The following is a 12,963-nucleotide window of genomic DNA, read 5'->3' on the forward strand; positions in this document are numbered from 1 at the left end:
TAAGAACATGATTCTTCTGCTCCTTTTCGTTGAACGGAAAAATCTCCAACAGTAACGTTATTACCCAAAAAAAACAATCACTCTATGGGGATTGTTGTGATTCGCGAAGCCATGTTCTACGAGAAACTCGAAGCTGACAAAGTACATTGCGGGCTCTGCGCCCATAGGTGCAAAATCGCTCCCGGAAAGAGAGGATTCTGCGGAGTCAGGGAAAATCGGGGAGGTAATCTTTATTCTCTTATTTACGGGACAGTTTCCAGCGAAGCTGTGGACCCTATCGAGAAAAAGCCGCTCTACCACTTCTATCCGGGGTCTTATGTCTACTCGGTGGGGACTATCGGATGCAACTTCCGCTGCAAGCACTGCCAGAACTGGTCGATTTCTCAGGTTTGTCTTGAAGACTCTTACACAACAGATATCCTTCCGGACGAGCTGGTAGGAAGGGCGCTTTTCTCAGGCTCGAAGTCCATTGCCTGGACGTATAATGAGCCCACAATCTGGCACGAGTATACGTACGAAAGCGCAAAAATGGCAAAAGAAGCCGGGCTTGCTACAGTATATGTGACCAACGGCTACATGACTCCCGAAGCCCTCAGGCATATTGAACCCTATCTGGATGCTGCCAATATCGATATCAAGGCTTTCACCGAGAAGTTTTATCATGATGTTGCCAGTGCAAAGCTGGCCCCGGTACTTGAGGCTTCTGCCCTTGCAAAAGAGCTCGGGATTCATGTAGAGATAACCAATCTCATCATCCCGCATCAGAATGACTCTCCAGAAGAACTCAGGGAACTTTCGAAGTGGGCTTACAAAAACCTCGGACCTGAAACTCCCCTCCACTTTACACGCTTTCACCCCCAGTACCAGATGCAGGACCTCCAGCCAACTCCGGTAAAAACCATGGAGGAAGCCTGTAAAATCGCAACGGAAGAAGGAATGAAGTATGTCTATATGGGCAACGTTCCGGGAAGCGACCGCAATAATACCTTCTGTCCGAATTGCGGCAAAATACTGATCACCCGAGGATTTTTCGATATAGAAAAGTACGAAATTACGCCTGAAAAGACCTGCCCGGTCTGCGGGGAGAATATTCCTATCATCGGAGAGTATGTAAAACGGGAATTTAATGAAGCGGAAGACTGAAAGTGATCCCCGATTAAGTGGCGGCTCTATTCCGGAATCCCGGAAATTTTTTTCATTTTTTTTCTCTTCCTGCGTAGCACGAGATCTGAGCCGGGCTGCCTGCCAGATGAAAAGTTACATGCAGCAGGCACCGCAATTAAGGGAGATTAGTTATACTGAAGAAACTCCCCTCTGGACTGAGAGAATATTGTGCTCTTACCTTGGAAGCCGATTTTCAATTCTGGTAAACATCAGCGCCTCCGCCAGCCTGTCTTGCGGCTCTGCAGAAAAAGCTGAGAACAGATTTGAAAGAGGACTTAGACCGAAATTTCAGCCTATTTGAGCTGCTGGAGTAGCTCCGGCTCACAAGTACCCTCGACAGTTTTTACTTTTCTCTTTCTGTTTTGTAGGAAAGACGCTCTCCTGCGTCAAGGGGACAGGAACGACACGATATAGCTAATGATGTTGCACTGGTCAGAGATATTGTAATTTAAGTCCTTTTTAGTCCTCTTAAATGTCAGAAAAGATATTTTTCGCGCCCTTCTTCAAAGATTTTGATTATCCCTGCCTTCAGGGAAGGCGTATAGCTGTCAGGCTCGATTTTAACAGCCCTGTACAGTTCTTCGAGCTCCACCCACTCAACGGAAACGGCTTCCTCGGGGTCATACAGGATAAGGCTGGCAGTTCCTTCCGAGCATCTGCCTGAGAATACCGTATGGTAAGCTCCTTTGTTTTCCAGGATGCAGGGGATTTTGAACAATTTCCTGAAAGGGACTGAGATTCCTATTTCTTCGAGCATTTCCCGCGCAATGCAGGCTTCGTAGGACTCGTCTGCGACAGTGCCGCTTACGGAATAGGTGTAGCGGTTGGGAAACCAGTATTTTCCGGGAGCCCGCTTCTGAAGGAGCATTCTGTTTTCGGGGTCAAGGAGGATGAGCTGGGAAGCCCTGTGAATATGATTTCCCGAATAAAATTCTTCCCTAGGGCGCAGTCCAAGAAAATTATCATCTTTGTCAACTTCACTGATCAACTCTGTCACAGGAAACCTCCGGGTCAGTTCTGGATCTTTAACACGAGTATTTTAACATGGGTATTTTAACGCAGGTATGCATTTCGGGAGCATTTCGGGAAGACAAAAAATGAAATTCAAAAAATGAAATTCGATGAAATAATATGAAAAATGACAATTTAGCTTTTCAGACGCTTTCAGGGCTCAGAGACTTCTTTTGGTTTCTCTGCGACTTTCTGGATCTCTTCAAGCAGCTGGTCGTCGGTCTTGCTTTTTATGTCAATCCCGAGCTTTGTAGCAGTCTCCTGTACCTTGGTCTTTGGAGTTATGGGTTCCTTTAAGGATTTCTCAAAATCCTTCAGGTTCTGTTCGGATTCTCTCTGGGCTTTTTTGAATTCTCCCACCGAACTTCCCATAGACCGTGCAAGTTCCGGGAGTTTGCTTGCCCCAAAAAGGAGTATAGCTATTGCGAATATAAACATCAGTTCCATGGGACCTGGCATGCCAACCATATCTATACCTCGAATTTTTACTTTTTTCTGGTTTTTCAGGCTTATCAGCAAATAATGTTTGTCAGCAAATTATAATAATTTTAGTAGAACAAAAATTATTCTGAATACTGCTGTTAGTAGAGAATGAGGATTTACTTCTACTATATATACCTTTTATTTTTCAATTATTATTTGTCAGATTTTTATCTATTCACTCTTATATTGACCTGCATTGTAAGCTTCAGTTTTCCGGAATTTTTCCATTGGCTCCAGAAGCTTCGGGATTTTCCGTTTCTGGAATGGAAGACCTGGCTTCCAGTGAGTCTTTAAGGCTCTGGTCCGCTCCAGTTTTTGTATTCAGGTCTTCAGTTTCTTTTTTCGTTGCTTCCTCTTTTGCCCCGGCAGTAGCCCCCTCGGTTCTCCGGGTATATGAATCGAAAGTCGTAAGCTCCAGTTCAGCAGCTCTCTGGGCTTTTTTGAACTCTCCTACCGCACCTCCAAGCGACCTTGCAAGTTCGGGGAGCTTCGTTGGCCCGAAGAGAAAGAGTGCAGCGCCAAGGATTGCAAGTAATTCAAGGGAACCTATCATTGTCGGTTATTATCAGCGACCAAATATAAAAATTCTTGCAAAAGGCAGGGCTGGCAGTTTTATCCAAGCCCGTTTCCAGGATATTAAAAAAGCCTTACCAGCAGCAGGCTGAATTCAAAGAGGACTGCAAGCAGAAGCGCGACCAGAATTTGGGCAATGAATGTAGGGTCGGGTGAAAGGAACAGGGAAAGCGTTACAATTGCGCTGTAGACCAGCAAACGCTGTTTCTTGAGGGTCTGGTACTTTACAAGCCCCAGTTTCACGGCAAATACCACAAGGAGGGGAGCCTGAAATACGACCCCGAAGCCTGCAAGGATCGTTGTCACTGCCGAGAGAGTATTCTGGACGGAGAGCTGGGCTGAAGCCACATCCCCTGAATAAAAGAAAATGTACCTGAACATCACAGGCAAGACAATGAAGTAGCCGAGGGCGGCTCCCAGGATAAAGAGGAGGAACGAAGCAGGGACAACTTTCAGGAAAAAGCGCTTCTCATGAGGATAAAGCCCTTTGCCTGCAAACCTGTAGAGCTGGTAGAAGAACTGGGGGATTGAGACTGCAAGGGCAAAGACCAGGCAGAGCTTGAGGCGGGCAAAGATCCATTCAAGTGGGGAATAGACCGCCATATCCAGTTCCGGACTTATGAATTCCTTCCAGACAAGCATCATCCCTTTTTCCGAGAAGGGATATGCAACCAGCATAGACAGAAAGAGCCAGACCAAAACTACGGCAAGCCGGTTCCTGAGCTCATACAGGTGAGCCATAAGGGGTTCTTCGAAGTCTCCAGGTACCCCGGAAGAATAAGTATTAGTGCTTCCATTAATTTTGTTTCCTGTATCAGGGAGCTGGTTTCTGGTATTATGGGAGTTCATGGTTTCATCTGAATTTTTAACTGTTTTTCTACTGGTCCGCTATCCGGTTTTCTGTCGGTTTCTATCTGAGCTCATCCCAAAACCTATTTTTAATCTCACTTATCAGAATTATTCAGGATTGCTTTCATAATCAGAAGCTCGATTTGTTACTCAAATACGAGACCCAAAGAAGCAAATTTTGATTTTTGGGATAGGCTCTCTGTTTATCTGTTGGGTTTTTCTCTTTTTGCTGGCTTGATAGCTATTTTTACTTAGCTTACTATCTGTATTTCTGCTGTTCTATCTGTTTTTTTGCTGTTCTATCTGTTTTTCTGCTGTTTTACCTAAGGTTTTTCTGTCTTACACTGCATTTTAATAAATATATTAATATCGGAACTTCCTATTACATTTACATCTAAGGGTCCGATAATATCCCGCATATCCGGACGTGCCTGATATATCAGGTATGCTGGATGCTTTGGATATTCCGAAGCCTGACTGCTCCAAAACTATAGAGCCAAGATATGTATTTACCGTACTTAATATTTACAGTGATTATTCGTATTAACAGTATCAGCTTCCGTGTTTTAGTTCCCATGCTTAAGTTTCATGTTAAATCCTTAAAACACAAAGCTTGAAATATGATGCTTTGATCTGGAAGCTTGCATTTACTACACCCGAGCATAACAAAACATATAACAGGATAATCAATCCCTAAGGAAATCAATCCCTGAGGGAATTAATCCCTGAGGAAATTAATCCCTAAGGAATCAGTCCCTGAGGGAATCAATCCCTGAGGAAATCAATCCCTAAGGAATCAGTCCCGGAAGGAAATTGACTCCCAAAGAAAATTAATTCCTGAAGGATAATCAGTTCCTTTATTTGCCGGATAGGTACTCGATATGTCTGAAGCAATTGAAAACTTAAGTGTAATTCTGCTGACCCTGCGAAAGAAATTGACTGTGGTTGCTGCAGTTCTCTTCACAGGCGTCGTTCTTTCTTTTCAGTTTACGGGTCCGCTGATTGAGAGGATGAAAGAGGACCTCTTACCTGAGGGTGCTAAGCTGGTTTATGTGTCCCCTCTCGAAGTAATGATGCTGAAGCTCAAGCTCTCATTTATAATAGGTCTGCTCTTAACCTTGCCCTTTATCGCATTCTATGCCTACCGGGCTGTATCGAGGCGTTTTTCTTTACGAAATCCTATACAGATCGGGAAAAGTCAGTTTTTACTTTTGAGTGTAGCTGCTCTTGTAATGTTTGTTATCGGGGCTTCTTATGCTTACTTCTTCATGCTTCCCCTTTTTCTGGACTACCTCTACCTGAACGCAGCAGGTTCGGGGGTAACTGCAACCTATTCGATCTTCAAGTTCATCTCGTTTGCAGCTGCAGGCACGGCCCTTTTCGGGCTAATTTTCGAGCTCCCGATTGTCCTCACCTTCCTGACCCGGAACGGCTTTATCCAGTACAGTACCCTTGTGACCTACCGCAAGCACATTTATATTGTCTTCCTGGTTGCAGGAGCTATAATTACTCCTCCTGACGTGCTCAGCCAGGTCATGGTAGCTGTACCAATGGTCATCTTTTTTGAGGTCAGCATGGTTGTTGTGAGGGTGCTTGGCGTGAAACATAAAGTCTCTCAGCCTGACCATTCATCGGCATCTCGAGTTTCCGAAAGAAGCTAAGCCCTGTGAGGAAAGACAAAAGAAATGTAAAGAAGGAAAGAAGCAGGCAGGACAAAAGTCTCAGGAAGAGATGTATACCGGAAAAAATCAGGAAAAAATCAGGAAAAGAAGCAGGAAAAGAAGCAGGCTGGAGAGACGTAGATTGAATATGAAGTAGCCCGAAAGAAAAGCAAACTGAAGATACAATAGATCGGAAGACAAGTAGAAAATGCAGACATCAGAGAATTGTTGTGCCGGACAGAGGCGTGCGGATTGAAGGGGACAGGCGCGCCTGGGGGTGATGTGATGATATCTGAGAAAGTAACCCAGGCACGCCTCTACAAATTCTTTTCCACACTCGCCTATCCACTATTATTTTTGTTTCGACAGTATTTAACGTTATCGAATCTATGTTATGGTAAATAGTTTTTCATTTTTGCCTGTGAAGGCAGCACTGGAAAGCCTTATTTAAACCAACTCCTTATTTGAAGAAGTCATGGAGCCCAGATATATAAGAGCAAATGCTCAGGTTATTGCCGCCTCCGTAATCTACGGATTTGCAGGAATCTTCTTCCTTTACATTAAAAACATGGCGGCGGGACCTGTTGTATTTTGCCAGCTTCTTTTTGGGTTTCTTGTTCTAGCCGCTTACCTGGCAACGGCAGGAAAATTCTCAGGAAGCTCAAGGATCCGGCTTAGGGGAAAAAGAAAAGCCATCTTGCTGCTCGGGGCCTGGCAAGCCGGAGTGATGCTTTCCTATTACACGGCTGTGAACTTTACGAATGTCTCAATGTCCGTGCTTTTGCTTTATACGGTTCCTTTTTATGTCCTGCTGATCGCTCCTGTCATCCTTAAAGAAAAGATCAGCACAAAAAACCTTGTTGCTCTTACTCTCTCACTTATAGGGGTAGTGGTGGTCGTGGGCCCGGCAAATCTTGTTTTCGGCACGGCAGGCTCAGGCTATCTCTACGGTGTGCTTATGGGACTTTTTTCGGGCTTTTTTTATGCCTGCATAATCATGACCTCCCGCTACCTCAGAGACGAATATTCAGGCCTGGAACAGCTTTTCCTCTCAACAGGCGTGACTCTTGTGATCCTCCTCCCCTTTATGCTGCAGATATCCTCCACAGCCCTGCTTGAAAACCTGCCAGTCCTGCTCTTCCTCGGGGTAATGATAACCTCTTTCGGATCCATTCTCTATTTCACAGGACTTGAGCATGTAAAAGCTCAGAATGCGAGTATAATCTCCCTGCTTGAGCCTGTAAGTGCCATTTTTTTTGCCTACCTCATCTTAAACGACCCGGTTTCCCAGGCAACCCTGTTCGGATGTATCCTTATTCTCGCAAGCTCTCTCCTTATGAGTCTGGAAAGTGAAAGCAAAATATGAAGTGAAAATCTTCTGAAAGGGCGGCACGTTCAAGAGGATTTATTCCTTGGATAAGTAACGTTACTTTTCTCTTTGTCAGAAGAATATGATCGGTTAAGGGCTACCAATAAATTCTAATACCAAGTAAATAATTTCAGATGTATTCCCTTATGTGTACATGTATTTTTCAAAGAGGTAATATACAATCACTTACACAATCCTTTCTTAAAAAAGATAAAGCCTTGAAAGTAAAGCAGAATAAACTTTGTAAAAATCAGAGACAAAATAGGTTTGCCAAATAATATCGGAAGATATGTTGTAAACTATTTCAAAAGATATTTTGGAAATTACTTACAAACTATTTTGTGGAATCGGTTTGAAGTTTAATCAAGGAACCATACTCAGAATAAGGTTTTTTCCGGTACAACATTCAGCAAGTCAACAGTAAATCCGACAATAAATCAATACAGCAGTATACTCAGCTGTAAATCGTCAGTAAATCAACAATTAATCAACAGTAAATGGTCAGTAAATCAAAACAGTAAATGGTCAGTAAATCAACAGTAAATAGTCAGTAAATCAACAGCGAATCAACATTAAAGTATCTGGTAAAATATTTTATACTCTTACATCAATATTCTACAGTTGCGGATTCATGGGATCAGATTATTTCAGAACTATGTGAGACTTACAGAGGAGTTCGATCTCCTTTCAGCAGAATTCATTTGCAATTTGAAGTTTTGTTTTCCGACAAGACATCAACAAAATTTATTAACAATCATCCTGTATTCTTATTCGTATCTTAAATATATTTTCTTGATTATTTGAAAAGGGCCTGGTATTTTATGGTAGACATAGTAAAGGAACTGGAATCATTAAGACAAAACTTGCTTGATCTATCCCTTCGTAATAACCTTCTCAATTACCGCCCTTCCACGAGACGGACGATCTCAATTACGGGCAGAACCCCGGAGGAGGTCTATGACCTTTTTGTTCTTCAGGAAAAATCAATGAAGTTCCGGGCAGTAAAGACCAGGCCCAAAAGGGGAAGAAAAAGTGGAAACGGGGAGGAAGGGGAAGACGACGCTGCGGAAAGTGAAAGCAGGCTTCTGAAAACGATAGGAAGAATCCTTGCTTCGGAAGATAAAAGCAAACCCCAGAATTCCCGGTTCGAACCGTTCCTTGAAACTTCTGATGACAGCGATGCCCTTGATAGGAAACTTTTTTACGTCTACAACCAGGCCAATTCTATTTTTGAAGAGCAGGGTTATCCTGTCCTCTATCTTGCGATGGGTTTTCTTCAGTGGAGTGAGATTAAATCTTCAGTAAAGAACCCGAAGGCTCCTCTTGTCCTTGTCCCTGTCGAACTCAAGAGGATAGGAAAAGGCAGGAACTTCAGTATCCAGTGGACCGGGGACGAAATCTTCACCTCCATTACCCTGCAGGCAAAGATGAAAGAATTCGGGATAGAGATTCCCGAGTTTGAAATGCCTGAGGATGCTTCCGGGATTCAGGAATACTTCAGGGCCGTGCTCGGGGCAATCCGCGAAAAACCGGAGTGGAAGATCATTCCTGAAGTCTGCCTTGACCTCTTCAACTTCAGAAAATTTGTCATGTACAAGGACCTGGACCCTGCAACCTGGCCTGAGGACATGTCCCCTGCCGAGCACCCCCTGATCCAGAAGGTCTTCAACCCCGAAGAGCCCGAGTGCGAGGTTCAGGGCTTCCGGGAAGAGGAAGTCGACCTGAAGCTTTCGGCAAAAGATACCTATCACATAATGGATGCGGATTCCTCGCAGATTGCAGTCGTTGAGGATGTGAAGGCCGGAAAAGACCTTGTTGTGGAAGGGCCTCCGGGTACGGGAAAATCCCAGACCATTGCAAATACGATTGCAGAACTGCTTGCTCAGGGCAAAAGCGTACTCTTTGTGAGTGAAAAGATGGCTGCCCTGCAGGTTGTAAAGAGCAGGCTCGATAATGCCGGGTTAGGAGAGCTCTGTCTTGAGGTGCACAGCCACCAGACCCGGAAAAAAGCCGTGCTTGAAGAACTGGAAAAAGCCCTCAACCGGCCTGTTCCTCCTGCCATCAGTGCTGAGAGGGATCTTAACGAACTTGAAAAACTTAAACAGGAACTCAACGGGTATGCAGAAACTCTTCGGGAACCTGCAGGAAAGATCTATCCAAGCCTCTATGCCCTTTACGGAGTAAAAGAAGAAACCCGGATTTACTTTGAGTCAAAGGGCCTGAAAATGCCCCGTTTTAAGTTCCAGGACCCTGATACCTGGGAACCCAAAGCCTGGTTGGAAGCCGAGTCCATTCTTGAAAAAATGGGGCAGGTGCTCCCAGCTCTCGGGCCGGTAAGGAAAAATCCCTGGTACGGCTGCGAGCCCGGGCTTGTGCTGCCTTCGGATCTGGGGGATATCGGGTCGGCTGCGGATGAATGTGCTTTTGCTTTTGAAAGCCTTGAGAAGGCAACAAAAACCCTTAACGACCTCTCTGCAACCTCAAAGCCCCAGACACTTAAAGATATTGCAGGCATAACCGAAGCTGCAAAAATTATAGGGAAATCAAAGCCCCTGCCCGAAAAACTGCTCAAGAACCCTGCCTGGGATTCCGAGACTTCAAACTCCGAAGCCGAATCCCTGGTCTCAAAAGTCAGGCAGTACGGGGAACTGAAAACCTTTGTAGACAAAACTTTCCATCCTGCGGTTTTTGACCTCAATACCTCGGAGTTTAAAGACGTTTCAGGTAAACTATTCAGTGTTTTAAATTCAAAATACAGGAAACTGAAAAAGGAGATTTCAGCCTGCTATCTTTCAGGGGCACCTTCAAAGGACAGCAGAATCCTGCTTGACCTTGCATGTGTTTCCGAGTTAAAAGCCCACAGGCAGGAGCTTGAAGGCGCCGAACTGTCTGGCAAAAAGTTCTTCGGAGACTACTGGAAAGGCTTTGAAAGCGACCCTGTCCTGCTGGAAGAGCACCGCAAGTGGCTGGTCCCCTTCCGCAGGCTAGTCAGGGAAGGGGCTCTTACTGACAAATCAGTCACACTGGTAGGAAATGGGGTTGACGCAGTCTCCGTTGAAGCTGCCATAAACGAAGTCCTGGAAGCAAAACAGGCTTTCCTCTCCTCTCTCAAAAATTTCGGACCCCTTATAGGGGCAGATTTCGGGAAAATGTTCGGAAACGATCCGGAAACCGTAAAGCTCAGCCAGTTGAAGTCCCGTGTAAGCAAATGGAAAGACGAGACTTCATCCCTCGTTTTCTGGAGCCAGTACCTGGGATACCGGCAGACCTGCCTTGAAACCCTTGCCGAACCCATGATGGAGGATCTCGAAGCCGGAAAAATAGAGCCCGAAGACATGATCCCGGCTTTTGAAGGCAACTACGCCGAAAGCATGCTGCATCGGGCTTTCAGGGAAAGGCCTGAGCTCTCTGCTTTTATCCGGGAACTCCATGAAGGCAAGATCAGCAAGTTCACCGAGCTTGACAGGAAAGTCCTGCTAGAGAACAGGAAGAGGATTGTCTGTTCTGCTTATGAGGAAACCCCAAAACTGACCTCGGGTGCCTCGAGGGCTTCCGAAGCCGGAATTCTGCTCAATGAATTCAACCGCAAACGCGGGCATATGCCCATCCGGACCCTGATGAAAAAAGCAGGCAGCCTTGTACAGAAAATAAAGCCCTGCTTCCTGATGAGCCCGCTTTCCATTGCCCAGTACCTTGACCCGCGGAGCACAAGGTTTGATGTGATTATCTTTGACGAGGCAAGTCAGGTCAGGCCCGAAGATGCTGTAGGCGCCCTCCTGCGCGGAAAGCAGGTAGTGGTAATGGGAGACTCAAAACAGCTTCCTCCGACAGACTTTTTCGATACGGTTGTCGATTCTCCCGAAAGCGAGCCTGACGACTATACCTCCGCAGGGGATATGGAAAGCATCCTGAACGTCTGCAAGCGCAGCTTCCCGGTAAAGACCCTGCGCTGGCACTACAGGAGCAGGCATGAGTCTCTGATTGCGATTTCAAACCAGGAGTTTTACGACAACCGCCTCTATGTTTATCCTTCCCCCATGCAGAAGGATGAGAGCCTGGGACTGAAGTTCGTCTATCTCCCTGATGCGGCTTATGACAGGGGCAAGAGCGGAGTCAACAGGATCGAGGCGAGAGCCGTTTCCAGGGCTGTTTTCGAGCATTTCCAGAAGTATCCAGGAAAAAGCCTTGGGGTCGGCACTTTCAACATTAAACAGCAGGAAGCTATCCTGGACGAGATCGAAGCCCTCCAGAAAGCGAACCCTGGTGTGGACCTCAACTCCGGAAATGACAGAGGTGAACACTTCTTTGTCAAGAACCTTGAAACCATCCAGGGAGACGAGAGGGACGTCATTCTGCTGAGTGTGGGCTTTGGGTTTGATAATAACGGACGGCTTTCTCTGAACTTCGGTCCCCTTAACAGGGAAGGAGGAGAAAGGCGCCTGAATGTGCTTATCACGAGGGCAAGGGAAAAGTGCGTGGTCTTTTCCAATTTTACTTCAAGAGACCTGCCTATTGACGAAAATACCTCTTTCGGGCTTAAAGCCCTTAAAGTCTTCCTTGAGTTTGCCGAGAGCGGCACACTTCCGGTTCAGTCATGCGGGAGGCAGGAGCTTGATTCTCCTTTCGAAGAAGCGGTAGCCGAATTCCTGACTGAAAACGGATGCGAGGTACACAGTCAGATCGGATGTGCCGGGTACAGACTTGACCTTGCAGTCCCTGACCCCCGCCATCCGGGCAGGTATGTGCTCGGAATCGAATGTGATGGGGCAAGCTACCATTCCTCTCCGGTTGCAAGGGACCGTGACCGCCTGCGCCAGCAGATCCTCGAAGGGCTGGGCTGGAAAATCTATAGGGTCTGGTCTACGGACTGGTACCTCCACCCAAAAGAGTGCAGGGAGAAACTGCTTGAAACCGTAAAGGCAGCAGTCGAACAGGCAAAATTGCAGGCAAAATCCGAACCCAAACCCGAACTTGTGATAATAAATGAACCTTCGGCCTGGGCAAAATCCGCCGGAGCTTATGAAATCTCCCGAACTGCTGAGGTAAATGCCGTTCCTGCTGCAAGCCTGCTTTCCCCTCAGGAAAGCAAATTTAATGCGCCTGACTTAAATTCCTTTGAAACGGCGTCCCCTGCAAAAGTTCCCCGTCAGGTAGAGTTCCTTTCGGAAGATTCCCCTGAAAAGAGTTCCCTGATAGAAGATGCTCCCGGAAAGTTTACTCCTGAAAAGGATGCCCCTGAAAAGGATGCCCCTGAAAAGGATGCCTCTGGAATGAAATCTTCCTCACCGCTTTTCTCTGAAGCGGGATATGAAGAGGAAATAAAAAGAGTAGCTGAAGAAGAAGCAGATGGGGAGGGACCTGCAACCGGAGATGGACTGGATGATGAACAGGGTGATGAGCCACAAAGTGATGAAGCGGATTCTGATGTAAAGTATGAAACTGATACCGATACCGAAGCTGAAGATTCCCATACTGATGCCTTCTCCTCGCTGGGAGACGGGCTTTTCCCCCGGTCAGGCCCGGATTTAATTCCTGAAATTACTTCAAAAACCCGGTATCTGGCTACACTCGCTAACGAAAACTCCAGAAAGAAACCTGTCCGAAGATCCAGGAAATCGACTCTCCTTAAATTCAGTGTTGATCCACGTTCGGATTTCGAGACGGGGACGGACGAAGAAGCTGATCTCATCCCCGAACCTGAACCTGAGAAGGTAAACTTCTTCCAGGCTTATCCCGATATCGATTTCAGTGCAGGTCCGGAAAAAAAGAGAAAAAGCAGAAAAATTAATGAATTTGCTTACATCTACGGCTCAGGAGGCTTCTTTGAACCTGAAGATTCCGAGGAAGCTGATT

The 12,963-nt window shown here is 46.0% G+C and carries 9 protein-coding genes and 1 pseudogene; 5 read left to right on the forward strand and 5 right to left on the reverse strand.

Annotation, left to right across the window (positions count from 1 at the left end; translation table 11 throughout):
• Window positions 1–84: 84 nt before the first annotated feature.
• Window positions 85–1,143: an AmmeMemoRadiSam system radical SAM enzyme gene (gene amrS, locus MA_RS18200; RefSeq protein ID WP_011023404.1), complete on the forward strand. Its 1,059-nt coding sequence runs from the start codon at window positions 85–87 to the stop codon at window positions 1,141–1,143.
• 496 nt (window positions 1,144–1,639) lie between these two features.
• Here amrS and MA_RS18210 read toward each other — a convergent pair whose 3' ends face one another.
• From MA_RS18210 to tatC (MA_RS18225), 4 genes are all read right to left on the reverse strand, one after another.
• Window positions 1,640–2,161: a Nudix hydrolase gene (locus tag MA_RS18210; protein ID WP_226990650.1), complete on the reverse strand. Its 522-nt coding sequence runs from the start codon at window positions 2,159–2,161 to the stop codon at window positions 1,640–1,642.
• 167 nt (window positions 2,162–2,328) lie between these two features.
• Window positions 2,329–2,643: a twin-arginine translocase TatA/TatE family subunit gene (locus MA_RS18215; protein WP_226990651.1), complete on the reverse strand. Its 315-nt coding sequence runs from the start codon at window positions 2,641–2,643 to the stop codon at window positions 2,329–2,331.
• Between the two features lie 220 nt (window positions 2,644–2,863).
• Window positions 2,864–3,211: a Sec-independent protein translocase subunit TatA/TatB gene (locus tag MA_RS18220; protein WP_011023408.1), complete on the reverse strand. Its 348-nt coding sequence runs from the start codon at window positions 3,209–3,211 to the stop codon at window positions 2,864–2,866.
• A gap of 83 nt (window positions 3,212–3,294) precedes the next feature.
• A complete protein-coding gene (gene tatC, locus MA_RS18225) occupies window positions 3,295–4,080 on the reverse strand; it encodes a twin-arginine translocase subunit TatC (RefSeq protein ID WP_011023409.1) in 786 nt (261 codons plus the stop codon).
• Between the two features lie 881 nt (window positions 4,081–4,961).
• On the opposite strand from tatC (MA_RS18225), the gene tatC (MA_RS18230) reads away from it, so the two are divergent.
• The 4 genes and pseudogenes from tatC (MA_RS18230) to MA_RS18240 form a co-directional block, all read left to right on the forward strand.
• Window positions 4,962–5,741, forward strand: a complete 780-nt coding sequence (gene tatC / locus MA_RS18230; RefSeq protein ID WP_011023410.1) for a Sec-independent protein translocase TatC — start codon at window positions 4,962–4,964, stop codon at window positions 5,739–5,741.
• A 5-nt stretch (window positions 5,742–5,746) separates the two neighbouring features.
• Complete coding sequence (locus MA_RS27425; protein ID WP_157860315.1) at window positions 5,747–5,887, forward strand: hypothetical protein; 141 nt, start codon at window positions 5,747–5,749, stop codon at window positions 5,885–5,887.
• Window positions 5,888–6,216: 329 nt separating this feature from the next.
• Window positions 6,217–7,107, forward strand: a complete 891-nt coding sequence (locus tag MA_RS25880) for a DMT family transporter (protein ID WP_011023411.1) — start codon at window positions 6,217–6,219, stop codon at window positions 7,105–7,107.
• Between the two features lie 824 nt (window positions 7,108–7,931).
• A pseudogene (locus MA_RS18240) lies at window positions 7,932–11,963 on the forward strand (DUF4011 domain-containing protein); the annotation flags it as partial.
• Between the two features lie 293 nt (window positions 11,964–12,256).
• On the opposite strand, the gene MA_RS29835 reads toward MA_RS18240, so the two are convergent.
• On the reverse strand, window positions 12,257–12,799 hold the full coding sequence (locus MA_RS29835) for a pentapeptide repeat-containing protein (RefSeq protein ID WP_226990893.1): 543 nt from the start codon (window positions 12,797–12,799) through the stop codon (window positions 12,257–12,259).
• Window positions 12,800–12,963 lie beyond the last annotated feature (164 nt).

The sequence above is a fragment of the Methanosarcina acetivorans C2A genome (assembly GCF_000007345.1).
In the GTDB taxonomy this organism is placed as follows: domain Archaea; phylum Halobacteriota; class Methanosarcinia; order Methanosarcinales; family Methanosarcinaceae; genus Methanosarcina; species Methanosarcina acetivorans.